The sequence below is a fragment of the Mesorhizobium amorphae genome, from assembly GCF_014843845.1.
Classification (GTDB): Bacteria; Pseudomonadota; Alphaproteobacteria; order Rhizobiales; family Rhizobiaceae; genus Mesorhizobium; species Mesorhizobium amorphae_A.
Map to the genome: position 1 here is coordinate 32,585 of NZ_JHQS01000032.1, position 25,349 is coordinate 57,933.

General features: G+C 63.5%; 33 protein-coding genes and 1 riboswitch. Of the genes, 19 read left to right on the forward strand and 14 right to left on the reverse strand.

Features of this window, described 5'->3' with window-relative positions; translation table 11 throughout:
• Nucleotides 1-20: 20 nt before the first annotated feature.
• Nucleotides 21-770, forward strand: a complete 750-nt coding sequence (locus DH08_RS15330; protein WP_192180127.1) for an amino acid ABC transporter ATP-binding protein — start codon at nt 21-23, stop codon at nt 768-770.
• A gap of 111 nt (nt 771-881) precedes the next feature.
• Entirely contained in the window at nt 882-1,550 is a 669-nt protein-coding gene (locus DH08_RS15335) for a TIGR02117 family protein (protein ID WP_192180094.1), read from the forward strand.
• Nucleotides 1,551-1,574: 24 nt separating this feature from the next.
• Here the strand turns inward: DH08_RS15335 and DH08_RS15340 are convergent, their stop codons facing one another.
• The 3 genes from DH08_RS15340 to DH08_RS15350 form a co-directional block, all read right to left on the reverse strand.
• Nucleotides 1,575-1,754, reverse strand: coding sequence for a hypothetical protein (locus DH08_RS15340; protein ID WP_192180095.1), 180 nt, complete (start codon nt 1,752-1,754; stop codon nt 1,575-1,577).
• Between the two features lie 69 nt (nt 1,755-1,823).
• A complete protein-coding gene (locus tag DH08_RS15345; RefSeq protein ID WP_192180096.1) occupies nt 1,824-3,068 on the reverse strand; it encodes an FAD-dependent monooxygenase in 1,245 nt (414 codons plus the stop codon).
• 13 nt (nt 3,069-3,081) lie between these two features.
• The gene (locus DH08_RS15350; protein WP_006200489.1) at nt 3,082-3,327 is read right to left on the reverse strand and encodes a zinc-finger domain-containing protein; all 246 of its coding nucleotides are present in this window, start codon (nt 3,325-3,327) and stop codon (nt 3,082-3,084) included.
• Between the two features lie 247 nt (nt 3,328-3,574).
• Between DH08_RS15350 and DH08_RS15355 the strand changes: the two genes are divergently transcribed.
• Nucleotides 3,575-5,776 carry an RNA degradosome polyphosphate kinase gene (locus DH08_RS15355; RefSeq protein WP_192180097.1) on the forward strand — a complete coding sequence of 734 codons (2,202 nt, stop codon included), beginning with the start codon at nt 3,575-3,577 and terminating at the stop codon, nt 5,774-5,776.
• Nucleotides 5,773-7,308: an exopolyphosphatase gene (ppx, locus tag DH08_RS15360; protein WP_192180098.1), complete on the forward strand. Its 1,536-nt coding sequence runs from the start codon at nt 5,773-5,775 to the stop codon at nt 7,306-7,308. Before DH08_RS15355 ends, ppx begins: the two co-directional genes overlap by 4 nt.
• Before the next feature lie 14 nt (nt 7,309-7,322).
• Here ppx and DH08_RS15365 read toward each other — a convergent pair whose 3' ends face one another.
• The 5 genes from DH08_RS15365 to betI form a co-directional block, all read right to left on the reverse strand.
• Nucleotides 7,323-7,745 (reverse strand): DoxX family protein, encoded by a 423-nt coding sequence (locus tag DH08_RS15365; RefSeq protein WP_192180099.1) that lies wholly within the window; start codon nt 7,743-7,745, stop codon nt 7,323-7,325.
• Nucleotides 7,746-7,883: 138 nt separating this feature from the next.
• On the reverse strand, nt 7,884-8,306 hold the full coding sequence (locus tag DH08_RS15370; RefSeq protein ID WP_192180100.1) for a DoxX family protein: 423 nt from the start codon (nt 8,304-8,306) through the stop codon (nt 7,884-7,886).
• 114 nt (nt 8,307-8,420) lie between these two features.
• Complete coding sequence (gene fumC / locus DH08_RS15375; protein WP_192180101.1) at nt 8,421-9,818, reverse strand: class II fumarate hydratase; 1,398 nt, start codon at nt 9,816-9,818, stop codon at nt 8,421-8,423.
• A gap of 121 nt (nt 9,819-9,939) precedes the next feature.
• Entirely contained in the window at nt 9,940-10,713 is a 774-nt protein-coding gene (locus DH08_RS15380) for an SDR family NAD(P)-dependent oxidoreductase (protein ID WP_192180102.1), read from the reverse strand.
• A 109-nt stretch (nt 10,714-10,822) separates the two neighbouring features.
• On the reverse strand, nt 10,823-11,461 hold the full coding sequence (gene betI / locus DH08_RS15385) for a choline-binding transcriptional repressor BetI (protein WP_192180103.1): 639 nt from the start codon (nt 11,459-11,461) through the stop codon (nt 10,823-10,825).
• 82 nt (nt 11,462-11,543) lie between these two features.
• On the opposite strand from betI, the gene choX reads away from it, so the two are divergent.
• Both choX and DH08_RS15395 read left to right on the forward strand, forming a co-directional pair.
• The gene (gene choX, locus DH08_RS15390; protein WP_192180104.1) at nt 11,544-12,482 is read left to right on the forward strand and encodes a choline ABC transporter substrate-binding protein; all 939 of its coding nucleotides are present in this window, start codon (nt 11,544-11,546) and stop codon (nt 12,480-12,482) included.
• Nucleotides 12,479-13,330, forward strand: coding sequence for an alpha/beta fold hydrolase (locus tag DH08_RS15395; protein ID WP_192180105.1), 852 nt, complete (start codon nt 12,479-12,481; stop codon nt 13,328-13,330). Before choX ends, DH08_RS15395 begins: the two co-directional genes overlap by 4 nt.
• Here the strand turns inward: DH08_RS15395 and DH08_RS15400 are convergent.
• On the reverse strand, nt 13,301-14,080 hold the full coding sequence (locus DH08_RS15400; RefSeq protein WP_192180106.1) for an NIPSNAP family protein: 780 nt from the start codon (nt 14,078-14,080) through the stop codon (nt 13,301-13,303). The two genes, DH08_RS15395 and DH08_RS15400, sit on opposite strands and share 30 nt — an antisense overlap.
• A gap of 149 nt (nt 14,081-14,229) precedes the next feature.
• Here DH08_RS15400 and DH08_RS15405 point away from each other — a divergent pair, with 149 nt between their 5' ends.
• On the forward strand, nt 14,230-14,862 hold the full coding sequence (locus DH08_RS15405) for a TetR/AcrR family transcriptional regulator (protein WP_192180107.1): 633 nt from the start codon (nt 14,230-14,232) through the stop codon (nt 14,860-14,862).
• A gap of 27 nt (nt 14,863-14,889) precedes the next feature.
• Here DH08_RS15405 and DH08_RS15410 read toward each other — a convergent pair whose 3' ends face one another.
• Nucleotides 14,890-15,483: a hypothetical protein gene (locus DH08_RS15410; RefSeq protein WP_192180108.1), complete on the reverse strand. Its 594-nt coding sequence runs from the start codon at nt 15,481-15,483 to the stop codon at nt 14,890-14,892.
• Between the two features lie 135 nt (nt 15,484-15,618).
• Between DH08_RS15410 and DH08_RS15415 the strand changes: the two genes are divergently transcribed.
• The 4 genes from DH08_RS15415 to DH08_RS15430 all read left to right on the forward strand — a co-directional run bounded on the left by DH08_RS15415 (nt 15,619) and on the right by DH08_RS15430 (nt 18,720).
• Nucleotides 15,619-16,752 (forward strand): metallophosphoesterase, encoded by a 1,134-nt coding sequence (locus DH08_RS15415; protein WP_192180109.1) that lies wholly within the window; start codon nt 15,619-15,621, stop codon nt 16,750-16,752.
• Nucleotides 16,753-16,856: 104 nt separating this feature from the next.
• Entirely contained in the window at nt 16,857-17,516 is a 660-nt protein-coding gene (locus DH08_RS15420; protein WP_192180110.1) for a glutathione S-transferase family protein, read from the forward strand.
• A 104-nt stretch (nt 17,517-17,620) separates the two neighbouring features.
• The gene (locus tag DH08_RS15425; RefSeq protein WP_192180111.1) at nt 17,621-17,941 is read left to right on the forward strand and encodes an ArsR/SmtB family transcription factor; all 321 of its coding nucleotides are present in this window, start codon (nt 17,621-17,623) and stop codon (nt 17,939-17,941) included.
• Entirely contained in the window at nt 17,941-18,720 is a 780-nt protein-coding gene (locus DH08_RS15430) for an SRPBCC domain-containing protein (protein ID WP_192180112.1), read from the forward strand. The genes DH08_RS15425 and DH08_RS15430 overlap by 1 nt, the downstream gene beginning before the upstream one ends.
• A 91-nt stretch (nt 18,721-18,811) precedes the next feature.
• On the opposite strand, the gene DH08_RS15435 is transcribed toward DH08_RS15430, so the two are convergent.
• Nucleotides 18,812-19,153, reverse strand: a complete 342-nt coding sequence (locus DH08_RS15435; RefSeq protein ID WP_192180113.1) for a hypothetical protein — start codon at nt 19,151-19,153, stop codon at nt 18,812-18,814.
• 14 nt (nt 19,154-19,167) lie between these two features.
• Between DH08_RS15435 and DH08_RS15440 the strand changes: the two genes are divergently transcribed.
• The 7 genes from DH08_RS15440 (at nt 19,168) to DH08_RS15470 (ending at nt 22,016) form a co-directional block, all read left to right on the forward strand.
• Nucleotides 19,168-19,377 (forward strand): cold-shock protein, encoded by a 210-nt coding sequence (locus DH08_RS15440; RefSeq protein ID WP_192180114.1) that lies wholly within the window; start codon nt 19,168-19,170, stop codon nt 19,375-19,377.
• 177 nt (nt 19,378-19,554) lie between these two features.
• On the forward strand, nt 19,555-19,782 hold the full coding sequence (locus DH08_RS15445; protein WP_192180115.1) for a hypothetical protein: 228 nt from the start codon (nt 19,555-19,557) through the stop codon (nt 19,780-19,782).
• Nucleotides 19,782-20,189, forward strand: coding sequence for a hypothetical protein (locus tag DH08_RS15450; RefSeq protein WP_192180116.1), 408 nt, complete (start codon nt 19,782-19,784; stop codon nt 20,187-20,189). The genes DH08_RS15445 and DH08_RS15450 overlap by 1 nt, the downstream gene beginning before the upstream one ends.
• A 1-nt stretch (nt 20,190) precedes the next feature.
• Nucleotides 20,191-20,349, forward strand: a complete 159-nt coding sequence (locus DH08_RS15455) for a hypothetical protein (protein ID WP_192180117.1) — start codon at nt 20,191-20,193, stop codon at nt 20,347-20,349.
• A 4-nt stretch (nt 20,350-20,353) separates the two neighbouring features.
• Nucleotides 20,354-20,737: a YkgJ family cysteine cluster protein gene (locus DH08_RS15460; RefSeq protein ID WP_246800856.1), complete on the forward strand. Its 384-nt coding sequence runs from the start codon at nt 20,354-20,356 to the stop codon at nt 20,735-20,737.
• A gap of 88 nt (nt 20,738-20,825) precedes the next feature.
• Nucleotides 20,826-20,887, forward strand: a riboswitch (Fluoride riboswitch).
• Between the two features lie 28 nt (nt 20,888-20,915).
• Nucleotides 20,916-21,284, forward strand: a complete 369-nt coding sequence (crcB, locus tag DH08_RS15465; protein WP_245451803.1) for a fluoride efflux transporter CrcB — start codon at nt 20,916-20,918, stop codon at nt 21,282-21,284.
• 120 nt (nt 21,285-21,404) lie between these two features.
• The gene (locus tag DH08_RS15470; protein WP_192180120.1) at nt 21,405-22,016 is read left to right on the forward strand and encodes a LysE family transporter; all 612 of its coding nucleotides are present in this window, start codon (nt 21,405-21,407) and stop codon (nt 22,014-22,016) included.
• Between the two features lie 152 nt (nt 22,017-22,168).
• Here DH08_RS15470 and DH08_RS15475 read toward each other — a convergent pair whose 3' ends face one another.
• Together DH08_RS15475 and DH08_RS15480 are read right to left on the reverse strand one after the other, a co-directional pair.
• The gene (locus DH08_RS15475) at nt 22,169-22,555 is read right to left on the reverse strand and encodes a nuclear transport factor 2 family protein (RefSeq protein WP_192180121.1); all 387 of its coding nucleotides are present in this window, start codon (nt 22,553-22,555) and stop codon (nt 22,169-22,171) included.
• Between the two features lie 16 nt (nt 22,556-22,571).
• Nucleotides 22,572-23,018 (reverse strand): OsmC family protein, encoded by a 447-nt coding sequence (locus DH08_RS15480; RefSeq protein WP_192180122.1) that lies wholly within the window; start codon nt 23,016-23,018, stop codon nt 22,572-22,574.
• A gap of 121 nt (nt 23,019-23,139) precedes the next feature.
• On the opposite strand from DH08_RS15480, the gene DH08_RS15485 reads away from it, so the two are divergent.
• On the forward strand, nt 23,140-23,748 hold the full coding sequence (locus DH08_RS15485) for a TetR/AcrR family transcriptional regulator (RefSeq protein WP_192180123.1): 609 nt from the start codon (nt 23,140-23,142) through the stop codon (nt 23,746-23,748).
• Nucleotides 23,749-23,982: 234 nt separating this feature from the next.
• Here DH08_RS15485 and groL read toward each other — a convergent pair.
• Nucleotides 23,983-25,349: chaperonin GroEL (groL, locus tag DH08_RS15490; RefSeq protein ID WP_192180124.1), on the reverse strand; the 1,367-nt coding region annotated here is incomplete at its 5' end.

The window sequence follows — 25,349 nt, forward strand, 5'->3', positions numbered from 1 at the left end:
TCAAGGTCAACGCCGCCAAGATGCATATCTCGACCACCGATGTCGCCATCGACATCATCGGTATGCACAAATGGTATGGCGAGTTCCATGTGCTGAAGGACATCAACCTCAAGGTGATGCGCGGCGAGCGCATCGTCATCTGCGGTCCGTCCGGCTCCGGCAAGTCGACCATGATCCGCTGCATCAACCGGCTGGAGGAGCACCAGAAGGGCAAGATCATCGTCGACGGCAAGGAACTCACCAACGATCTCAAGAAGATCGACGAGGTGCGCCGCGAGGTCGGTATGGTGTTCCAGCATTTCAACCTGTTCCCGCACCTGACCATCCTGGAAAACTGCACGCTGGCGCCGATCTGGGTGCGCAAGACGCCGAAGAAGCAGGCCGAGGAAATCGCCATGCACTTCCTCAAGCGCGTCAAGATCCCGGAACAGGCCCACAAATATCCGGGCCAGCTGTCCGGCGGCCAGCAGCAGCGCGTGGCGATCGCGCGCTCGCTGTGCATGAACCCGCGCATCATGCTGTTCGACGAGCCGACCTCGGCGCTCGATCCGGAGATGATCAAGGAAGTGCTGGAGACGATGGTGGGCCTCGCCGAAGAAGGCATGACCATGCTGTGCGTCACCCACGAGATGGGCTTTGCCCGCAAGGTCGCCAACCGGGTGATCTTCATGGACCAGGGCCAGATCGTCGAGCAGAACACGCCGGCCGAGTTCTTCGACCACCCGCGCCATGAGCGCACGAAACTGTTCCTGTCGCAGATCCTGCACTGACCGATCCGACACAGATCGAGAGGGCCCGGCCGCATCGCGGCCGGGCTTTTTGCGTTTTGGCGGTCAGGTAATGATCGCCTGCGTTGAAACGCGACGGGACTGCAGAGCCTGATGAGAAAACTCCTGCGCTTTCTGGCAATGTTGGTTGCCGCGGTTGCGCTTGCCGCCGCGCTTGGCACGCTGGTGCCGCGGCCGCTATGGAGAGCGGCCGCCGCCGCGCCCGCCGGCACGCGTCACATCCTGGTGCTGAACAATCCGATCCACACCGATATCGCCATTCCGGTCGACGACGATGTGCGCCAGCGCTTCCGTTTCCTGGCCGATGCCGGCATTCCGGCCGACGCTCCGGAGGTCCGCTACATCGTCTTTGGCCGGGGCGGCCGCGCCTTCTATCTGGAGACGCCGACCTGGTCTGAGCTGAAGGCTGTGCCTGTCCTCAAGGCGCTGACGCTGGACGCCGCGGTGATGCATGTCGATGTCGCTGGCGCCATCACCGAGCCGCATCCTGACGTCGCCGGCTTCGACATCGGCGAGGAGCGCTTTTCCGCGCTGCTCGATTTCATCGCGACGAGCTTCCAGCAGGGGCCGAACGGCCCCGTCGCGATCGAGAATGCCGCCTATTCCCGCTTCGACCGTTTCTACGAGGCCAACGGCCATTTCAACGCGCTGGTCGGCTGCAACACCTGGACGGCGGCAGCCTTACGCACCGCCGGCCTGCGCACCGGCTGGTGGAACCCGCTGCCGGTGTCGCTGGGGCTATCGATGCGGTTTTATAATTGAAAGGATTGGCAGTCGTACCCGACCTCAGTCAGCCATACGCCGAACGATCACCCTCTGCCAAAACTCTTCGGTCAGCTCAGGAATATCGCTCGTGTCGACATCGCTCTCGGATCGCGCTTTCAAGACTGCGATTTCCGCCTTCTGGGCTTCTGTCAGCGGAGGCGGATTTGCCGGATCCATCTTGTATCGGATGACTTTGGCCATAGTCCATTCTTATTGAGCAATGCTGTCGAACGCCAGCGCCTCATTCCGTCCCGCCAACCTATCGAGCTTTCATCCTTGATCGCAAACCTCCGGCGCTTCCCACCCATAAAGCCAGTCCAGATCGGCCGCGAGTTTCTCCGGCGCCCGCATTTTCAGGAACAGGTTGCGCGCCAACGCCACCGGACCCGCAGCGTGCCAGGCAAGGCGGTTGACGGCGCCGCGGCGTGCGGCCTGGGCGACACGCGGCCGTCGCAGGCCTTCCCAGATTTGAAGACTTCCGGTCAAGTCGGCAGGGGCGGCGGCCATGACGACGTCGGAGAGCGTCACAGCGTCCTCGATCGCCATTGCCGCACCCTGCGCCGCGAAGGGTGTCATCGCATGCGCGGCGTCGCCGATCAGCGCGATGCCGTCCGGCACCGTCCAAGGCTGCTTCGGGTCGACCGTATGGATCGGCCAGGTCATCCACGGGCCGGCTTCCTTGGCCAGGCGGGCAAGTGCGGGCGCGGTGCCGTGCATGGCCTCGGTGAGAATGCGGGGATCGGCATGGCCCGACCACGCCTCGGCGATGCGCTCGCCTTTGGTGAAGGCGGCGAGGTTGAAGGCGGTGCCGCGGCTGACCGGATAGGCGACCAGGTGGAAACCGGGATGCAGGAAGGTGGTGACTGAGTTCGTTGCGCCCACTGCGTCAAAGGCCTTGCCGGCGACACTGTCGGCCGGCACCGTGGCGCGCCAGGCCAGTTCGCCCGAAAACCGGCTTTTACGGGAAATCGCCTTGCGGTCCGGGAACCGCTTCCGAACCTGCGACCAGACGCCGTCGGCGCCGACCAGCAGCGATCCTTCGGCGTCGACTGTCTTGCCGTCGGCTTGAGCCGTCACGGCGATGCCGTGCGGCCCGGCGGCGACGTCGCTGACGCGGGCGCCGGTGACGAGCTCGATCCCCGGCCGTTCCGCCACCTGCGCCGTCAGCGCGGCTTGCAGGTCGGCACGATGGGCGACGAGGTAGGGCGCACCCCAACGGCTTTCGGCTGCCTGCCCGAGCGGTACGCGGGCCAGTTCGCGTAGCGTCGCGGCATCCTTCAGCACGACCGCTTCCGGCCGTACCGCGTATGGCGAGAGCCGGTCGAGCACGCCGAGCTGGCGCAGGATGCGTGTTGCGTTGGGGGAAAGCTGGATGCCGGCGCCGGTCGCTTCGAGGTGCTTGGCTTGTTCGAACAGTTTTACCGGATAACCGCGTTCAGCAAAGGCAAGGGCCGCGGTCAGCCCGGCGATGCCAGCCCCGGCGATGACAATTTGCCGGGACCGCGGGTCGCTCATGGTGGCGAGAGGATCAGGCGGCCTGGTCGATATAGAGGCAGCCGGCGGGCTGCGTTTCCGTTGCCTTCAGCTTTGGCGAATAGCGATAGAGCGTCGAGCAATAGGGGCAGACCTTTTCATTGTCGTCGCCCATGTCGAGGAACACATGCGGATGGTCGAAGGGCGGGTTGGCGCCGGTGCACATGAATTCCCGGACCCCGATGTCGATCGCCGGATGACCCGCATCGTTCTGGAAATGGGGAATGGAACCGCCTGCCATCGTCGTCTCCTTAACTCGGTCTCGTCTGCATCTGGATCATAACCCGTCTGTTTGCAAGATCGATGAAATGAAACTGTCGCAAAAGCCTGTCAGAGGATAAGTTAAGCCGGTTAACGCATGACCCTGAAAATCGATTGCGGTTTTCGGAAAGGGTTGTGCGTGGCATTGAGTTGGGCAGAGCGTCCTATGCGCGTCCTGAAGGACGCGCGGCGCTCTAGCCGGGTGCATTCGGGGCAAGAGCGGAAAAATGAACGAACTGAAGCCGGTACAGAGTGAATTCACCACCGTGGAAAAGGCCAGTCCCCAAGGCGGCAACCCGGACCGTTTCGTCAATCGTGAGTTCTCCTGGCTGCAGTTCAACCGGCGCGTTCTCGAGGAATCGCTGAATGTGAATCATCCGCTGCTCGAGCGGGTCCGCTTCCTGTCGATCTCTGCCGCCAATCTCGACGAGTTCTTCATGGTCCGTGTCGCCGGCCTCGCTGGCCAGGTGCGCGAGGGCATCGCACTGAAGAGCCCTGACGGCCGCACGCCGGAGCAGCAGCTGGAACAGCTGCTGCGCGAGGTCGAGCGCCTGCAGGAGGACCAGCAGAAGAGCCTCTCGGCGCTGATGCTGCTGCTCAACAAGGAAGGCATCGAGAGCATCACCCGCGATGGGCTGACCAGGGACGAGAGGACCTGGCTGGAAGAGCATTTCCAGGACCAGGTGTTTCCCGTGCTCACCCCCCTGTCGATCGACCCGGCGCACCCGTTCCCGTTCATTCCCAACCTCGGCTTCTCGATGGCGCTGCAATTGCGCCACCGCAAGAATGGCGAGGAGATGAGCGCGCTCTTGCGCCTGCCGGTGGCGCTGAAGCGCTTCATCCGCCTGCCGGACCGCAAGAACCATGTCCGTTTCATTCCGCTGGAAGAGGCGGTCGGCCTTTATATCGGCAAGCTGTTCCCCGGCTACGAGGTCAAGGGCTCCGGCACGTTCCGCATCATCCGAGACAGCGATATCGAGGTCGAGGAGGAGTCCGAGGACCTGGTGCGCCTGTTCGAGACGGCGCTGAAGCGCCGCCGCCGCGGCTCGGTCATCCGCATCGAGTTCGACATGCTGATGCCGCCGGCATTGCGCGACTTCGTCGCCGGCGAGCTTGGCGTCTCGTCGAGCCGCATCAGCGTCTTGACCGGTCCCTTGGCGCTCAGCCAGATTTCCGAGATCGTCGCCGTCGCTCGCGATGACCTCAAATTCATGCCCTACAATCCGCGCTTTCCCGAGCGCATCCGCGAACATGGCGGCGACTGTTTCGCCGCCATTCGCGAGAAGGATATCGTCGTCCACCACCCCTACGAATCCTTCGACGTGGTGGTGCAGTTCCTGCGCCAGGCGATGGCCGATCCGGAAGTGGTGGCGATCAAGCAGACGCTCTACCGCACCTCAAACGACAGCCCGATCGTGCGCGCGCTGGTCGATGCCGCCGAGGCCGGCAAGTCGGTGACCGCCCTTGTCGAGCTCAAGGCGCGCTTCGACGAGGAAGCCAATATCCGCTGGGCCCGCGATCTCGAGCGCGCCGGCGTCCAGGTCGTGTTCGGCTTCCTCGAGCTGAAGACCCACGCGAAAATGTCGCTGGTGGTGCGGCGCGAGGACGGCAAGCTGCGTAACTATGTGCATCTCGGCACCGGCAACTACCATCCGGTCACCGCGCGCATCTACACCGACCTGTCTTTCTTCACCACCGACCCGACGATCGCCCGCGACGTCGCCCAGCTGTTCAACTTCATCACCGGCTATGCCGAGCCCGCCGAGGAAATGCGGCTCGCGATCTCGCCCTTTACGCTGCGCAAGCGCATCCTGAAGCATATTTCGGATGAGGTTCAGCATGCGCTGGAAGGCCGTCCTGCCCGTATCTGGATGAAGATGAATTCGCTCGTCGATCCGATCATCATCGACGCGCTCTACGACGCCAGCCGTGCCGGCGTCGAGATCGATCTCGTCGTACGCGGCATCTGCTGCCTGCGGCCGCAGGTGCCCGGCCTGTCCGAGAACATCAGGGTGAAGTCGATCGTCGGCCGCTTCCTCGAGCACAGCCGCATCTACTGCTTCGGCAATGGCCATGGCCTGCCCTCGGACGGGGCGATCCTCTACATCTCCTCGGCCGACTTGATGCCGCGCAATCTCGACCGCCGCGTCGAGACCATGGTGCCGATCACCAATCCAACTGTGCATGAACAGGTTCTTGGCCAGATCATGCTGGGCAACATCATGGACAACCAGCAAAGTTTCGACGTATTGGCTGACGGAACCTCCCGGCGCGTCGTGCTAGAGGAGGGCGAGGAACCGTTCAACGCGCAGGAATATTTCATGACCAATCCGAGCCTTTCCGGACGGGGTGACGCGCTGAAGTCGCACGCGCCCAAGCGCATCGCACAGTTCAAGCGCCGCAAGAAGAACGCAGCGACCAGCGGATGATTTCAGCGTCCCAGGGCCGGCTTCAGGATCGCCGACCGCTGTCCATCATCGACATCGGCTCGAACTCGATCCGTCTTGTCGTTTATGAGGGGCTGGCGCGCGCGCCGACCTTGCTTTTCAACGAAAAGATGCTGGCAGGCCTCGGCCGCGGCATCGTCTCGACCGGCAAGCTCGACCCCCAAGCGGTCACCCGCTCGATGGAGGAGTTCCGCCGCTTTCGCGCGCTCTCGAACCAGGCCGGCGCAGAGCATATGTATGTGCTGGCGACCGCCGCCGCCCGCGAAGCAGTGAATGGCCCCGACTTCATCCACCGCGCCGAGGACGTGCTGAAGACCGAGATCCGGGTGCTCAGCGGGCGCCAGGAGGCGCATTACTCGGCACTCGGCGTCATATCGGGCTTCCATCCGGCCAACGGCATTGCCGGTGACCTTGGCGGCGGCAGCCTGGAATTGATCGACATCAATGGCGAGGCGATCGGCGACGGTATCACGCTGCCGCTCGGCGGCCTACGCCTGCAGGACATGGCGAAGAACTCGCTTGCCCAGGCAGCAAAGATCGCGCGCGAGCACCTGGCGCGGGCAAAGCTGCTCAAGGGCGGGCAGGGCAGGGCCTTCTATGCGGTCGGCGGCACCTGGCGAAACCTTGCCCGGCTGCACATGGAGATGACCAACTATCCACTCGGCGTCATGCATCATTACGAGATCAGCGCCGACAGTGCCCAGACCTTCCTCAAGCAGGTGGCGAAAGCCGAGATTGAAAAGGTCAGGGGCATCGAAGGCGTCTCCAAGAACCGCCGCTCGCTGCTGCCTTACGGCGCCGTCGTGCTGCAGGAGATCATGGCCGCAATGCAGCCGTCGAAGATCGTCGTCTCGGCGCTCGGCGTGCGCGAGGGGTTTCTCTATTCGCTGCTGGACGAGGCCGAGAAGAAGGCCGACCCGCTGATCTCGGCCGCCGAGGAACTTGCCCTGCTGCGCTCGCGCTCGGTCCACCACGCGCATGAGCTGGTCGAATGGACCGGCAAGGCCTTCGCCGCCTTCGGCATCGACGAAACCGAGGACGAGGCGCGCTACCGCCATGCCGCCTGCCTGCTGGCCGACATCGGCTGGCGCGCTCACCCCGAATATCGCGGCAAGCAGTCGCTCAACATCATCGCGCACGCCTCCTTCATCGGCGTCGACCATCCCGGCCGCGCCTTCCTGGCGCTGGCCGGCGCCTACCGCCATGACGGCGTCTTCAACGAGGGGATCGCGCCCGAGATCAAGGCATTGGCGCCGCCGCGCATCCTCGAACGCGCCCGCCTGCTGGCGGCGATGATGCGCGTCGTCTATCTGCTGACGGCGGCGATGCCGGGCGTCATGCCCAGGCTGAAATGGGAACCCCGCCCTAACGGCGCGCTGGCGCTGGTGCTGCCGGCATCGCTCGCCGATCTCTATGGCGAGCGGCCAGCCGGGCGCCTGGCGCAACTGGCAAGGGTCACCGGACGCCGGCTGGTGCTGGCGGTCGAAGGCGGCCCAAGCATTTCGGTGAAATAGGCCGTCAACTAGAATCAGGTGGCGTCAGCGCCGATGCCGAAGCTCCTTCCGTCGATCGCCCAGGCGCCGGCGCCGGCCATCGCCAGCGCCAGGAAGCCGCCAGCAATCGCGATGTCCTTCATCAGCATCTGCTGGTGCAGGAAGGCAAGCGTCGCGTCGTCGGCGCCCTGGCCGTAATGACCGATGAAGCCGGCGGCGATGCAGAACGCGGCGAGCAGCAGCGCCGCGATCCGCGTCTGCAAGCCGACCAGGATCATAAGCCCGGCGATCAGTTCGAACAGGCCGGTTCCCCAGGCGGCGAGCATCGGCAGCGGCAGGCCGAGACCTGCGAAATAGTCTGTCGTGCCGGAAATGTTGACCAGCGCCTGGAAGCCGGACGGCACGAACAAAGCTGCGAGCAACAGCCGGGACAAGAGAAGCAGCGCGTTGCGGGGCATGGAGACCTCCGTCGTCGTCGGCCGACTATCCCGACTACCCGATCCTAGCAGGAATCGGTAATCCGGGCGCCTGGATCGACAACGAAAAAGCAGCGCGGAAAATTCCGCGCCGCCTTTCTCATGGTATCCGGAAATGGCTCAGCCGCGCTTGGCGTCGATCGAATAGGCGCCGGCACCGGAGGAAGCCAGCACAATGAAGCCGCCGGCAATCGCCAGATTCTTCAGGAAGCTGATCATCTGCATCTGATCGGCCCAATTCATATGGGCGACCAGCCCGGTGGCGACCGTGAAGATCGCCAGCACCCAGGCGACGATCCGGGTCTGGAAACCAACGAGGATGGCGAGGCCGCCGAGCAGTTCGATGAGGCCGACCACAATGGCGGTTACGGTCGGCAGCGGCAGGCCGAGGCTGCCGAAATAGCCGGCGGTGCCGGCGATCGCGGTCAGCTTGCCGAAACCGGACAGGAGGAAGATTGCCGCAAGCAGAACGCGGCCAAGCAGGAACGAGGTCGAGGCGCTGGAAGCAGCGCCGGAACCGGCGGCGGAAGTGTTGATGGACATGGTGACTCTCCAGGGGCTTGGGATGATGCCCCTCCAGATAGAGCAGCCCGACTGTTCACCAAAGATGTCAATCTGGCGACAGATCGTTCACAAGGTTACATCGGTGATACTAACTTACCCCGGATGGGTCATGTCCTCCGGCCGCACCAGCCGGTCATAGTCGGCCTCGCTGACCAGCCCGGTGGCCAAGGCTTCCTCGCGAAGCGTGGTGCCCTTCTTGTGCGCGGTCTTGGCGATCTTGGCGGCATTGTCGTAGCCGATGGTGGGCGCGAGTGCCGTCACCAGCATCAGCGAGCGGTCGAGCGCTGCCTTGATGTTGTCTTCCCGCGCTTCGATGCCGACGACGCAATTGTCGGTGAAGGAGACCGAGGCGTCGGCCAGCAGCTGCACCGATTGCAGGAAGTTGTAGGCCATCAGCGGATTGTAGACGTTGAGCTCGAAATGGCCCTGGCTGCCGGCGAAGGTGAGTGCTGCATTGTTGCCGAACACCTGCACGCAGACCTGCGTCAGCGCCTCGCACTGGGTCGGGTTGACCTTGCCCGGCATGATCGAGGAGCCCGGCTCGTTTTCCGGCAGCGACAGTTCGCCGAGCCCCGAACGCGGGCCGGAGCCGAGGAATCGGATGTCGTTGGCGATCTTGAACAGCGCCGCGGCCGCCGCGTTGATGGCACCGTGCGAGAACACCATGGAATCGTGGGCGGCGAGTGCCTCGAACTTGTTCGGCGCGGTGACGAAGCCGATGCCGGTGATGGCGGCGATGCGCTCCGCCACCTTCTCGGCGAAGCCGACCGGGGCGTTGAGGCCGGTGCCGACGGCGGTGCCGCCTTGCGCCAGTTCCTGCAAGCCGGGCAGCGTCATCTCGATGCGCTTGATCGACGAGGCGACCTGCGCCGCATAGCCCGAGAATTCCTGGCCCAGCGTCAGCGGCGTCGCGTCCTGCGTGTGCGTGCGGCCGATCTTGATGATGTGGGAGAACGCCTTGGACTTGGCCTCGAGCGCTGCGTGCAGGTGCTTCAGCGCCGGCAGCAGATCGTGGACGATGCGCTCGGCGCAGGCGATATGCATGGCCGTCGGATAGGTGTCGTTCGACGACTGGCTCATATTGACGTGGTCATTGGGATGCACCGGCTTCTTCGAGCCCATAGTGCCGCCCAGAAGTTCGATCGCCCGGTTGGAGATCACCTCATTGGCGTTCATGTTGGACTGCGTGCCCGAGCCGGTCTGCCACACCACCAGCGGGAAGTGATCGTTGAGCTTGCCGTCGATAACCTCTTGCGCCGCTTCGATGATCGCCTTGCCGATCGCCGGGTCGAGTCGCTTCAAATCCATGTTGGCTTCGGCCGCCGCCCGCTTGACGATGCCCAAGGCGCGTACGATCGAGGCCGGCTGCTTTTCCCAGCCGATCTTGAAATTGCCGAGCGAACGTTGCGCCTGCGCGCCCCAATAACGGTCAGCGGCGACCTCGATTGGACCGAACGTATCGGTTTCGGTTCTGGTCTTCTCAGCGCTCACTGGAGGTCTCCGGTTCTCGAAATTCGGCAACGGCGTATCGCGTTGCACAAATCGCTTCAAGCGGAGATTGCGGCAGTGGCGATGCGAATCGGTTGAAGGTGTAGGCGCAAGAACAAAATACTCACCCCGCCGTATAGCCGCCGTCGATCGCGAAAATCCCGCCGCTGGTCCACGCCGCCTCGTCTCTGGCCAGATACACGGCGATGCCGGCGAGATCGCTGGTCTGGCCGATGCGGCCGAGCGGATAGCTGCGCTCGACATAGGCTTTCAGCTCCGCCTGCGCTTCCGCCGGCAGGTTGACGATCGATTTGCGTCGCATGGCGGTATCGACCGTGCCAGGCGCGATCGCATTGACGCGGATGCCGCGCGGGCCGAGCTCGAAGGCCAGCGACTTTGTCAGTGAGTTGAGAGCGCCCTTGGACAGCGAGTACAGGCTCGACGGCCGCTTCGGGATCATCTTGTTGGCGAAGTAGGACGAGATGTTGATGACGGAGGCGGCAGCAGTGAGACGCGGCAATAGCCGCTGTGTCAGGAAGAACGCCGCCGTCACATTGAGTGCGAAGGATTGCTGGAATTGCTCTTCTGTAACGCTATCGAAGGGCACCAGGAAGGCGACGCCGGCATTGTTGACGAGGACGTCAAGCGGCCGCCCCTGTTTCACATGCGCGGCGATGGCATCGATGCCGGCTGAGGTCGAAAGGTCGGCCGACAGGGCTTCGACCGTCGAGCCGTCCTTGCTTGATGCAATCAGCGTCTGGCGCGCCGCCTCAAGCTTGGCGGCGTCGCGGCCGACGATCAGCACGTCGGCGCCCTCGCGTGAGAAAGCCTCTGATATTGCCAGGCCGATCCCGTCCGAACCGCCGGTCACCAGAGCCCGCTTGCCGTGAAGTCTCATGGGATCCTCGCGCGTTCGCCTGTCGTCAGTCGGCGAGGGCAACGCCGATCGGCGGGAGCGTCAAGGCGTGCGCCTATCGCACAGTATGAAACTTGGCCGGCAGGCCAGGCTACGCGCCGGCGGTCACAGGCTCCCGCATGGCCAACCGCGCGGTCACATGACCCTTGACCTGGCGGATCGCCTGTTCGCGCGACATACTTCCCGGCCGCAGGGCGAGCCGCAGCCATAGCCCGTCAATCAGCGCGGTGACGCCAAGCGCGATGTCCTCGGCCTCCCTGGGCGAAGCAAGGCCACGCAGGCCGGACAGCAGATTTGAGCGCATGCGCGCGTGGATCACCCTCTGGATACGCGCCAGCTTCGCGTCGCGCGGCACCTCGGCGCAGAGCGAAAGCCAGGCATGGCAGAGTGGAGGCTGGAACAGATGCGGCTCGAAATTACCCTCGACCACCGCATCCAGACGCTCCATCGGCGTCCGTGCCCAGCGAAGCCGTGCGATCACCGCATCGCGCAGGACGGTATTGGCCTCGCGCATCGCGTGCTCGAACAATTCCTGCTTGTTGCGGAAATAGTGCAGCACGATGCCCTTCGAGGCACCAGCATGGGCCGCCACCTTTTCCAGCGTCGCGCCGGCAATGCCCTCGCGTTGCAGCACTGCGAAGGCCGCCTGCCGTAGCTCCTTGCGGCGTATGTCACTGAGACGCTTGAGTTTCACCGGATCGATCCATGTATCGAAAAACCACGTTGACATTTTCGTCCATCTAGATCAACAATTGACCAATGGGACAATAAGTAGACCAACTGGTCAATATCATACGGTGAGGAGAACCGAAATGCTGCGCATCTTTGCGAATGGCGTCTGTCTAGCCGTGCTGGCGCTGGCCTCTCACGCTGCCCAGGCGGGCGAGACCGAGCAGTGCAGGACGGTACGCATGGCCGAACCCGGATGGAACGATCTCGCTTTCACGACTGGGGTCGCCAGTGTCCTGCTCGACGCCCTCGGCTATCAGGCGAAAAGCGATGTGCTCGGCCTTAACGTCATCTATGAGGGCATGAAGAACAAGGACCTGGACGCCTACCTCGGCTATTGGGATCCCGCCAGCATCGTCTATTATGAGCCTTACAAGAAGGACGGCTCGGTCGAGAATGTGCGCGTCAATCTCGAAGGTGCCAAATACACTTTCGCGGTGCCCACCTATGTCTGGGAGGCCGGGGTCAAGGACTTCTCCGACCTGCACAAATTCGCCGACAAGTTCGGCAAGAAGATGTACGGCATCGAGCCCGGATCGAACCAGCTGATGATGGATGCCATTGCCGATCCTTCGCTCGGCCTCGATGGCTGGCAGGTGGTCGAGTCCAGCGAAGCCGGCATGCTGTCGGAGGTCGGCTATCAGATCAAGGAAAAGCATTTCATCGTCTTCCAGGCCTGGGCGCCGCATCCGATGAATGCGATGTACGACTTCAAATATCTGACCGGCGGCGACAAGTTCTACGGCCCGAATTTAGGCGCCGCGACGGTGACGACGCAGGCGCGCAAGGGCTATGTGCAGGAGTGTCCGAACGTCGGGCAGCTCTTGAAGAATCTTGTCTTCGACGTCGACTTCGAGAATGTCGGCATGGGCTATCTGATCAATGACGGCATGAAGCCTGAAGAGGCCGGACTGAAGGCGATCACCCTGAACAAGGGTCGTCTCGACGCCTGGCTCGCCGGCGTCACCACTTTCGACGGCAAGCCCGGCCTGGCTGCTGTGAAGGAAAAGCTCGGCCTGTGAGCTTCGTCGAATTCGAGGTCGAGCAGCAAGCCTGGGCAGGCCGCAAGCGAATGGCCGATGTCGATGGCCTCTCTGTGGCCTATGTCGAATTCCCCGGCGCCGAGCCGGCCTTGCTGCTCATCCATGGCTTCACCGACACCAGCCGCAGCTTTTCGCTGCTGGCGCCGCACCTTGCCGGACGCCGGCTGATCATTCCGGACTTGCGTGGCCACGGCGCTTCGCAGGCCGGATTGCGAGCCTTCCGGCCTGCCAGCTTCGCCGACGACATTGCCGGGCTGATCGGGCAGTTGCGGCTCGATCGGCCGGTCCTCGTCGGCCATTCGCTTGGTGCCATGGTGGCTATCGCGCTGGCCGCGCGGCATAGGGAGCTCATCGGCGGGCTGGTGGTCCTGGCCGGCACGTTGAAGCCCGATTTCGCGCCGGATCATCCGTTGGTCGCCGGCGTTCAGGCTCTGCGCGATCCGATCTCGCCGGCCGATCCTTTCTATGACTGGTGGCATGCCTGCCGGCCTGGTGTGCCCCAACCCTTTCTCGCCGGCATGGCGAAAGACGCCTCGACAATGCCGGTGGCGAGCTGGCGCGCGGTCCTCGAAGAAATTCGTCGCACGGATCTGACTGACGCGGCGCGAGCTGTACAGGTGCGAACGCTGATCATCGCCGGTGCAGTCGACCCACTGTTTGGCGAAGCGCATCAGCAAGCGCTGCGGCACTGTCTTCCGGGTTCCGACTTCATCCGCATCGAAGGCTGCGGCCATAATCCGCACTGGGAGGATCCGGCACTTGTGGCCGCGGCCGTCACCGACAAGTTCAGGGCAGGGCTAGCTCAACAGCGATTGCGAGGTCGGTGAAAGCCGCAGGGTCTGCGTCGGTCTGGCGCGGTTCGGTTCCGTTGCCCGGTGGAAGGTCCGCCACATCTGTGAAGCGGCCAGGGTCGCTTCATGATTTGCGTGCGCGTCGGCGCTGTCGAATCCCATGACGCTGATGAAGACGTTTTCGCCTGATCGCACTGGCAGGCGGGGAAAGCTGTTTTCGGCGTGCTCGGTGACGAAGGCGCCGAGCAACCTTGCGCCGAGCGCTTCGATCAGCGGAACGGCCCGGGCCTCGAAGTTTTCGGCAAAGCCAGCCTCGGTGCCAGGCTGCAAATGATGTATCTTGATTGCAACAATGGCCTTCAAGCGGCTGTCATCGCTCGGTTTTTCCTGCTCAGATCCATCAGCTCTTCGCAAACCCGACAGGTCGAAGCCGGCGCCCGGCCATGCCGGTTTCAGCAGCAGCACGTCGTCGGAATCGATCATCGTGGCGTTGGCGGCGTCGCGCCATGCGGCCCACACCGGCCCGTCATAGAAGGCGGCCAGTGCATCTTTCCTCGCGTCCATGCCGTCAAAGCCGCGCATCCAGACGAACATGTCGGGCCGGTCGAGGTCGCGGAACTGGCCGATGATGGTCATGCCGGCCGCTTCCTGGCCCTCGATCAGACGGCTGTCGAAGACATCGATCAGCGTGTCGCGCCGGCCGGGTCTTAGCGTGTACTGCCGCAATTCGACCACGGGCGAGGCGAGCAGGCCGGCTGTCGCGGGGGCTTTCAGGGGCAGGTTCATCGCGCACTCTCCAAAACAGGATGATCGTCCTGTTTACAAAACAGACCGGTTGTCCTGTTTTGTCAATCTGCTATCGTCTGAAAATGTCAGCAGAGATTTCCGCTCGCCCAAGATCGCGGGCTCAAAAACGCACCAACGACCCCGAAGGCATGCGCAACAGGGTGCTCGATGTCGCGGAAGCGTCGTTTCAGGAGCGCGGTTATCACGCTTCCAGCATCGGCGACCTGATGGCGGCGGCCGGCGTCACCGGCGGCGCGCTGCATCACCACTTCCCGACCAAGAAGGCGCTGGCCCTGGCGGTGATCAAGGAGCGGGTGGCTGCGGCCGTCGAAGAGACCTGGATCGCGCCGGTGCAGGCGGCGGGATCGGCCCGCGAGGGCATACGCGCCGTGTTCGAGGCGGTGGCGGCCGAACTCGAGCAGCAAGGTTTCGTGCGCGGCTGCCCGCTCAACAATCTGGCGCATGAATTGTCGCTCGCCGATCCGGATTTCCGCGTTGCCCTTGCCAGCATCTTTGCCGCCTGGCGCGAGGCGATCGCCGGCAAGGTCAGGACCGATCAGCAAACGGGCGAGGAACAGGGTACCGATCCGGATCGCTTCTCTGCCTTGGCGGTCGCCGCCTATTCCGGCGCCATGTCGATGGCCAAGGCGGCGCAGGATGCCGGCCCACTGCGCGATTGCCTGGCGGAATTGGAACGCAGCACCGATTCAGCCGCGTCGTCCCTGGGCCGAGCGGGAGCGAAGCGACGCCGCAGGGTGCTGCTGCGGCCGGGAAAGCCCTAAAGCCGGAGGGGGCGGAAGGGCGCCGTTCTATTTCGCCAGCGGTTTGATCGTCTCGTAGCCGTTCACCGATTCCGCGCTGGTGCCCTCGTCGTAGCGCCGGGCGAGAGCTGCCTGCAGATCTGGCGCATAGAGCGCAGTGAACGCATCCAGCGTCTCGCCGGCCCCATTCTTGAAGGTCTCTTTGACCGCCAGTACCTTGTATTTGCAGTCGCCCAGGCTGAACGTCTCCTTGCCCTTGACGACCAAAGTCAGCGTCTTGGTGCTCTTTGGCTGCTTCTTCGGCGCTAGCTCGACGAATTCGATCGTGCTCTTTGCCCCGGTCTTCAGCGGAAACAGTTTTCGCAGATCGGAAAACGGGATCATCGCCACCCGACCGGTATCACTGTCGCGAAACACCTCGATCAGGCCGTTGAACAGGAACTGCGTCTGCGGCGATTCGGATTCGTATTTGTTGACGACGGCAACCATGCCGCCGGCCGTCGGGCGAAACTCGCTGCGGATGCCGGGCTTTTCCAGCACGAAGCCATCCCTGGCGGATTTCGCGTCGACGCAGTCGGCAGCATGGGCAACGCCCGCCGGCAGCAACGCCGCCAGCATCATCATGATCGGTGCAGCTTTCATGGCGTCCTCCTCGCTCGCGCAAGTTGAGGAGCCAAGACATGCCAGACCTGCGGCGCCATGTCGATGGATGGTTTGGACGAGAAGTGCTGCCGGAGAACTGGACGGCCGGGCGCCGGCTGTGCTGAATTTCGGCGCATGATGTATAGCCTCCCGCCCCGCCTACTGTCCCGGCGCGATTTTTTGGCCCAGGCGCTGGGGGTTGCTGCCGTCGGCGCCCTTGCGCGCCCGGCGCTCGGCCAGACCGGGCAGCGCATCCAGCCCATCGACGCCACCTTCCTGTTCATCGCCGACGTCCATGCCTGCCGCATGGCGAGCGGCCTCAGCCCCAATTGCCAGCAGGAAGGCAAGACCGACGCCGCCTTGCTGCGCAACGTCGCCGCGCTGAACGGCCTCAGTGACAAGGATTGGCCGGCCGAGATCGACGGCGTCGCCACCGGCCTGCGCTCGGCCGGCAGCCGCATCGGCACGCCGCTCGGCCTCGTCGTCGGCGGCGACATCACAGACGATGGCGGCGGCCAGATCACCCAGCCCAGCGAAGGCACGCAGCTTCTGCAGTTTAGCCAGCGCTACCAGCAAGGGATCGGCCCCGGCCGCGTCCACATGCCTGTCTATGTCGGGCTCGGCAATCACGACCTCGACCAGAACGGGCCGCCGCATCATGTCGACTGGTACCGCCGCGAGATGCGCGACTATGTCGAGGTCAATCACCGCCCCGGCGTCTTCTTCAAGCCGCCGGTGCCGGCCACCGAATACGATGTCGACACCGACTGCTATTCCTGGGACTGGGGCGGCCTGCATCTTATCCAGACGCATCGTTTCGCCGGCGATGCGGGCCACGGCGCCATCTCCAGCCTGCCATGGCTGAAGCAGGATCTGGCCACCTATGCCGGCGACGGCCGCCCGGTCATCCTGTTCCAGCATTATGGTTGGGATACTTTTTCGACCGAGAAATGGGATCCGACCAAGCGGACTTACGACAATGAGGGCGCCGGCGCGCCGCATTGGTGGAGCGAGAGTGACCGCCAGGCGCTGCTTTCGGCGCTGAAAGGCTACAATGTCATCGCCATTTTTCACGGCCATCAGCACGAGGTGCCGATGATCTACCAGCGCGACGGGCTCGACCTCATCAAGCCGAAGGCCGCCTATATGGGCGGCTTCGCGCTGGTGCGAGTGACCGGTGACGGCATGGATGTCGTGCTGGGCGAGGCGACCGGCGACCATGGCGAGGTGATGTTCACCAAAGCCTTCTCGAAGAGCCTGAGCTTCTGAGGCGCGCTGGCGGGACGGCGGCAGTGGTCGTATTTTCGGGATCGGCCCGGCTTCTCCCGGGCTAAGCAGGCAGGGTTGGCTGCGCAGGCAAGTCGGGAGAAACCATGGCTGAATTCACACTCTTCATAGGCAACAAATGCTTTTCGTCCTGGTCGCTCCGGCCCTGGGTGGCGATGCGGCATCTGGAGATCCCGTTCGAGGAAGGCTTCGTGCGCCTGCGCACACCGGAAACCGCCGCCAACCTCGCCAGGGTGTCGCCGACCGGGCTGGTGCCCGTCTTGAATCACAATGGCAAAATTGTCTGGGAAACCCTTGCCATCCTTGAATATCTCGCCGACCTGTTTCCGGAGAAAAAACTCTGGCCCGATGACATCGGCACCCGCGCGCTGGCCCGCTCGGTGGCGACCGAGATGCATTCCGGCTTTCGTGAGGTCCGCTATGGCTGGCCGATGAATTTGCGCCGGCCCAAGGCGTATAAACCGCTCGACGCCGAAGGCGAGGCACAGCGGGCGCGCATCGAAGCGATCTGGCGGCAATGCCGTGCCGAGCACGGCAAGGGCGGCCCGTTCCTGTTCGGCCATTTCAACGCGGCCGATGCCATGTATGCGCCGATCGTCACCCGCTTCGACACCTATGGCGGCGAACTGGCGCCGGATACACGCGCCTATGTCGATGCCGTGCTTTCAACGCCGGCGATGCGGCACTGGTACGCGGAAGCCGCCAAGGAGACGTGGCCGGAACCCGGCCCGCACGAACAGGACTGACCAAGAGAGCATCGCCGGACGAGAATCGCTGAGTTCATCCCGCAGCGGCGTTGTTGACGAACAATCGCAATCGGCATAAATACGTAACCAAATGGATACGCATTATGCCGCAGGCTGAATCCGATCGTTCCGTTTTCCGCGCCATCGCCGATCCGACGCGCCGCGCCATCCTGGATCGTTTGCGGCATGGCCCGGCGCCGGTCAACGAACTCGCCTCGGCCTTTTCGCAGAGCCGGCCGGCGATCTCCAAGCATCTCAGGATCCTGCGCGAATTGCGCGTCGTCTCCGAGCAGAAACATGGCCGCGAGCGGCTCTACCGGCTGGAGCCGGCGGAGCTGAAGAACGTCGCCGACTGGATCTTGCCCTATCGCGATTTCTGGCAGGCAAGCCTCGGCAATCTGAAATCCTATCTGGAGAACGAATGATGGCCAGCAACGACGGGCCGCGTGCAGTCGCCGACGTCTCGGTGGGCACCATCCTTGCCACGGTGACGATCGCGGTGCCGCCCGACCGGGTGTTTCGCGCGCTCACCGCCGAGGACCAGATCCCGCTCTGGTGGGGTTCGGACGCGCTTTACCGGACGACCAGGCATACCGCCGATGTCAGGCCGGGCGGCGCCTGGTATTCGGAAGGCAAGGGCGCCGACGGCCATGAATTCCATGTCCAGGGCGAATATCTCGAGGTCGAGCCGCCGCATCGTCTGGTGATGACCTGGAAAGCGCCGTGGGACGGCGACAATGTCACGACCGTCACCTACACGCTCGAAGCGGTCGAGACTGGAACGCGGCTGACGCTGCGCCACGAAGGCTTTGGCGCACGTCAGGACGCATGCCGCGATCATGGCTCCGGCTGGGAGCGAGTGCTCGGCTGGCTGAATGCATTCCTTGCCGCCGAAGCTGGCATCAAGTCGCCAGGCATATTCCACTGTCGGATGATCCCGCCGCGCCCGGATTTCGCCTTTACCTTGACCGAGGAGGAGAGGGCGCTGATGGACCGGCATGCCGACTATCTGCGCGGCAAGCTGGCCGAGGGCACCATGATGCTGGCTGGTCCGGTCGCCGACCCGGCCGGGCCCTGGGGCCTCGCCATCCTGCGCGTCGACACCGAGGCCGAGGCAAGGGCGTTGACCGATGCCGACCCGGTGGTGCGTTCGGGGCAGGGCTTTCGCTACGAAATCCTGCCGCTGATGAGCGTGATAATGTGAACGATTTTGAAAGCCCCAAATACAAGAACGCCCCTCGCGCCTTTTATCGCGCGGGAGGCGTCCTTTTTTGTCAGCCTTTCCAAGATTGCTCTCATGAATTGCTGACCGTATCAAAATGCGCCGGTGCCAGAATGGTTCCCGCCCGTTGCGATTTTTTTTTCAATCTGGCCCTTGGCGGTTTTTGCATCCCGGACGCAACGGGAAAAGGGGCTTCGTCGTGCCTTGCCCGGCAGCCATGCGGCGTTTCGGCTGTCGTCGCCAAAACAAGAAATTTGACATGGCGGCAAAAGAAGTCTACTAGAAGTTTGTCGATATTTGTTTGCCCGACTTTTGTTATCCGCGCGCAATGCGCGCCTTTGACGAACTTCCTCCCATCAAAAATCGAGACAAACGCTGTTGTGCATTCGCATGACGGTGAACGAATATTTGCCATGGAAAGGGTTCGTTATGAGCACTGGCACAGTAAAATGGTTCAACGCCACCAAGGGCTTTGGCTTTATTCAGCCTGACGACGGTTCGGCCGACGTTTTCGTCCATGTTTCGGCCGTCGAGCGTGCCGGAATGCGCACCATCGTCGAAGGCCAGAAGCTTGGCTACGAGATGGTCCGCGACAACAAGTCGGGCAAGATGTCCGCCGATCAGCTTCAGGCTGCCTAAAACGGAATTCAGCCTTCCCGGTGACCACGGATGTACTGGCATCGGTAGATGGCGAAGGAGGGTCAGGCAAATGCCTGGCCTTTTTCGTTTCTGGCTGTGAATTGTGCGCCGCAGGTCCCTTGGTATGTGCTAAGCACCTCGCGCCAACGTGGATCCCCAGAACCAGGAAGAAGAAAGATGTCCCTCACTTCAAAGACATCAGGCGATCAGGCCGAGTCGCTTTTCAGCAAGACCCGGACGCAGTCGATGTCGCTCAATCGCATCATCTCCGAACGGGATGCCGTCAGCGATGCCCGGGAAGCCAAGACCGCGCGGCTGCGCGAACTGCGCCTGGAAAAAGAGGCCGACGAGAGGGCGGCTGCCCTCGCTCAGACCAGCATGCCGAAGCGCGCGGGCAAACGCTGATGGCCACCAAGCGCGTGCCGCCAACGCCGATCGCCGGCGACGCCACCATTGCCGACATGGTCGAACTTCTCGACAAGCCGGTCGAATATGTCCGGCGCGTGCTGGAAAAGCTGGAACGCTGCAGGCGCGCCCATGGCGACGCCCAGGTGCGCGTCGGTGTGCGCGGCCGCGCCGAAGCCCCGAACTATCTGGTCGAATATGTCCGCGAGGACGCCAAGACGCGCGAACGGGTGACCCATCAGGATGCCGCCTACAGCGGCAGCACGCATCGCGAACTGGCGCCGCATCACATCGAGGACGCCAGGAACTGGTCGCCCGAGGAAATGAACATCACGGCGGTGTCGGCGCTGATCGGCCGCCTGCGCAATCCGCGCGCGCCGTCATCGCGTTTCTCTGACGAGGACTGACATGGCCATAAAATTTTCCGCCAAGGACCAGCCGGCAGCGCCGGCCGCCACCGCCAAGCCGGCCAAGCCGGCTGCCGCGCCGAAGGCCGACGAACCGGTCGCAACCGATCTGTTCAAGTCGCCAGCGGATGCGCCCCGGAAGACGGCCAAGAAGAAATAGCGCCTTGCCGCGAAATGCCAACCGCGATCCTGTCGCGCCGGGCCTGCTTGCCCTGGCGGCAGCCGCGGACTTTTCACCGCTAGAGCAAGGGGCCGGTGCGGCCCTGTTCGACTGCCAGGCCTGCGGCGCCTGCTGCTCCTATTCAGCCGAATGGCCGCGCTTTTCCACCGAGGACGATGCGCAGCTCGACCGCATTCCGCAGAAATTCGTCGCTGCCGACGAATCCGGTATGCGCTGCGACGGCGTGCGCTGTTCGGCTCTGTCCGGCGAGGTCGGCAAGCATACCGCTTGCGGCATCTATGACGTCCGCCCCGACGTCTGCCGCGCCTGCATGCCCGGCGGCGACGACTGCCTGATGGCGCGCAAGGCGCACGGGCTGTCACTGTAGGGGCTGTCGGTCGCTCACCGTGGGATGTGGCGGGGCAAAGGCTGGGTTCTACAAGGCAGGCCTTGCCTGCAATGCAAGTCCTTGCCATATAGCGCTCGGGAATGGTGTCTCCCTGATAACCGCGCTGATGCTGATGACGCCTGCTGACGAACGCCCTTCGGGCGCGCAGGAGGCTGTCATGGGATTTTTCGTCGTGTTCATCGGATCAGGTATCGGTGGCGCTCTCCGCTACGGCGTCGGGCTTCTGTCGCTGCGACTGCTCGGTGCCAACTTTCCCTTCGGAACGCTTTCCATCAACATCGTCGGATCGGCCCTGATGGGCCTTGTCGTTAGCCTGTTCGCATTGTTCGAGATCGGCGGGGACGACGTCAGGTTGTTCCTGACGACAGGTATCATCGGCGGCTTTACGACCTTCTCGACCTTCTCGCTCGACGCCGTGACGCTATGGGAACGCGGCCAGCATCTGGCAGCCATCGGCTACATAGTCGCCAGTGTGACGCTGTCGTTGACGGCTTTGGCGGCAGTTCTCCTGCTTATGCGCCGCTGATCGATTTTGGACGCGCTTGCGAACCGCGACAGCGTGAGCGCATCGGCGTGAGCCCATAGCTTGTGTAGTGCGTTCTTGCCCGGTACCTTGCCGCCGGGCCGGGTGCCGGAGGAGCAAGTCGTGAGCATCGAATTCCTGTTGACGTCGCTGATCGTCGTGGCCTCGCCCGGCACCGGCGTTCTCTACACGCTAAGCGCCGGCCTGTCGCGCGGGGCGCGTGCCTCGATCATCGCCGCCTTCGGCTGCACGCTGGGCATCATCCCGCATATGGCGGCCGCCATCACCGGTCTTGCCGCGCTGCTGCACACCAGCGCCATCGCCTTCGAGACGCTGAAGTATCTCGGCGTCGCCTATCTGCTCTACATGGCCTGGAACACGCTGAAGGAGACGGGCGGCCTGAGCGTCGACCAGGACGTCGCACCGCGCTCGGCCGGCAAGGTCATCACCTCCGGCATCCTGATCAACATCCTCAACCCGAAACTGTCGATCTTCTTCTTCGCCTTCCTGCCGCAATTCGTCAGCACCACCGAACCGCACGCGCTGTCGAAGATGCTGGAACTGTCGAGCGTCTTCATGTTTTTGACCTTCGTCGTCTTCGTCGGCTACGGCATCTTCGCCGCCTCGATCCGCAGCCATGTCGTATCGCGGCCGAGGGTGCTGACCTGGATGCGCCGCACCTTCGCCGGCGCCTTCGTCATGCTCGGCGCCAAGCTGGCGCTGGCGGACCGGTAGCGTCTGTTCACGGGCTTTGTCGCCTGCATGACCAAGACAATGAGAAGGCGAGCCAAGGCCCGCCTTCATCTGCTCTTCAGCCGATAAGGTTACTAGTTTGCGCCGCCGAGAGCCTTCGTATTTTAGGAATACATCATATATTGGCGGTCGACCTATCCCTTGACGTAGCCCATCGCCTCGACGATCCGCCCGCCGTCTACGCGCATCAAATTGACGCCGCGCAGCGAATTGCCGTCGGTCATGAAATAGCGCCAGCGGATCGTTGCCCGATCGCCGGCGACGAAGGTCTCCTCGATGTCGAAGCGGGTGCCTGGCTGGGTGGCGATCACCGACCACAGCGCCACGCATGCCGCCTTGCCGGCGTGCCGCGCGCCGTCCGGCGCCGGCACCGTGTTCTCGATCACGCAATCCTCGGCCACCAGCTCCGCAAGCGCCGTCGGGTCATGACGTTGGAACACGTCGTTGAAGCACCGCATGATCTTGGCCGTCTGGTGGGACAAATCATTCGCGGCGATGTCCATGATGAGCTCGTGTGTCATCGTCATTCTCCTGTTTTCATTGGTCTTCGAGAGCTTCGACGAGCACGGCCTTGAGGGTGATGTCGGCCACGCCGGCAAGCGCGCGCGAGACCAGGCATGTCGCTTTGGCGGACTGCGCAAGCCGCTCGAATTCCTCTGTCCCGAGTTCCGCGACCTCCGCCTCCGTTTCGAGTTCGATGCGTGTGATCGTCGGCCCGGCCGCGGTCGCGCCGAGATGCACTTTCGCCGTGGTGCGGATGTTCCGGGGGTTATGACCCTCCCGGCCGAGGATGGCGCTCAGCGCCATCGAGAAGCAGCCGGCATGGGCCGCCGCGATCAGTTCTTCCGGATTGGTGCCCGGACCATTTTCGAAACGCGACGGGAAGGAGTAGGCGCCCTCGAAGACGCCGCTGCCCAGCCGAAGCCGGCCCGAACCTTCCTTCAGCGCACCTTGCCACTCGGCCGAAGCCTCACGAATTGTCATTGGTTCCTCCAAGAGTTCGATTGAAAAAAATGCGTATATGTGGACCGATCTACATATTATGTAGACCGATTGTCATATTAGTAACAAGGCCTATAATGGCTCTCTCCTGACAGGGGCTGACATGGCGAACGACACCCGCACCCGCATGATCGAGGCAACGGCGCTGCTGATTGGGCAGCGCGGCTATCACGGCACCTCGCTCAACGACATACTGAGCGCTAGCGGCGCACCGCGCGGTTCGCTCTATTTCCATTTTCCGGGCGGCAAGGATCAATTGGTCATCGAGGTGACGCGTGACAGCGTCGCCAAAGTGACAGAAAGGCTGGGCGAGGACCTTGCCGCCGAAACGAGCCCGGCTGTGGCCGTCCACCACATCTACCAGTCGGTTGCCCGCATGCTGGAGGACAATGAATTCACGCTCGGCTGCCCGATCGCGCCCGTGGTGCTGGATTCACCGGCGAACGTGCCGGAACTGGCCGAACTGTGCCGCTCGGCCTTCGAGCAGTGGATCGGCCTGCTGCGGCAGGCCTTCGTCAGGGCAGGGGTGCCCGAACGCCGTGCGCATGCCTTGGCGTTGCTGGTCGAATCCTCGCTGGAAGGGCTGATGGTGATTGCGCGCGCCACCCGTGATCGCGCCCCGCTGCTGGCCGTGGCCGACGAAGTCGCGGCGCTGGTCGAGTCGGCCGTGCTGGCCGGCGAAGCGCGGCAACGCGCGGAGGCCGCCGTCTGAGGCGTGGGTCCAGGGCGTCGGTTTCCCCCGACCGGAATTGCGCAAAAACAAATGGTTACAGCGGTTTCGTGATTCTAGCTCTGAGCTCATTGGCCAGCGCGGTCAGGAAGTTCGGTTTTTGGCCAGGTATGCATCTCTGCGCGCGCTCACAGTCGGCCAGTGCGGCAGTACTTCACCCATGAAGAAAGGGCGGCATTGCTGCCGCCCTTTCGTAAGCCTAGCGAGCTGGCTAGATTAGAAGTCCATGCCGCCCATGCCGCCCATGCCGCCGCCGCCCATGCCGCCAGGCATGCCGCCGCCAGCCGACTCCTTCTTCGGAGCCTCGGCGATCATGGCTTCGGTGGTGACCAGCAGGCCGGCGACCGAGGCCGCGTCCTGCAGAGCCGTACGAACGACCTTGACCGGATCGACGATACCCATGGCGATCATGTCGCCATATTCGCCGGTCTGGGCGTTGTAGCCGAAGGTCGCGCCCTTGTTGTCGAGGATCTTGCCGGCAACGATCGAAGCTTCCGCACCGGCGTTGGCCGCAATCTGGCGGGCCGGAGCCTGCAGCGCGCGACGCACGATGTTGATGCCGGCAGCCTGGTCGGAGTTGGCGCCGGTGGCCTTGAGGTTGGCCGAAGCGCGCAGCAGCGCCACGCCACCGCCAGCGACAATGCCTTCTTCCACGGCCGCGCGGGTCGCGTTGAGGGCGTCATCGACGCGGTCCTTCTTTTCCTTGACTTCGACTTCTGTCGCACCGCCGACGCGGATCACCGCAACGCCGCCCGCGAGCTTCGCGAGACGTTCCTGCAGCTTCTCCTTGTCGTAGTCCGAGGTGGTCTCCTCGATCTGCTGCTTGATCTGGGCGACGCGGCCCTGGATCTCGGCCTTCTTGCCGGCGCCGTCGACGATGGTGGTGTTCTCCTTGGAGATCGACACCTTCTTGGCGCGGCCGAGCATGTTGAGGCCGACGTTCTCGAGCTTGATGCCGAGGTCTTCCGAGATGACCTGGCCACCGGTGAGGATGGCGATGTCTTCCAGCATGGCCTTGCGGCGATCACCGAAGCCCGGCGCCTTGACGGCGGCGATCTTCAGGCCGCCACGCAGCTTGTTGACGACCAGCGTGGCCAGGGCCTCGCCTTCGACGTCTTCCGAGATGATGAGCAGCGGCTTGGAGGTCTGCACGACGGCCTCGAGGACCGGCAGCATCGCCTGCAGGTTGGAGAGCTTCTTCTCGTGGAGCAGGATGTAGGCGTCCTCGAGATCGGCAACCATCTTGTCGGCGTTGGTGACGAAGTAGGGCGACAGGTAGCCGCGGTCGAACTGCATGCCTTCGACGACTTCGAGTTCGGTCTCGGCGGTCTTGGCTTCCTCGACGGTGATGACGCCCTCGTTGCCGACCTTCTGCATCGCTTCGGCGATCATGGCGCCGACCGACTCGTCGCCATTGGCCGAGATCGTGCCGACCTGCGCGACTTCCTCGGAGGTCTTGATCTTCTTGGCGGCCTTGCCGAGCGCCACGACGACTTCGGTGACGGCGAGGTCGATACCGCGCTTCAGGTCCATCGGGTTCATGCCGGCGGCAACCGCCTTGTGGCCTTCCTGGACGATCGACT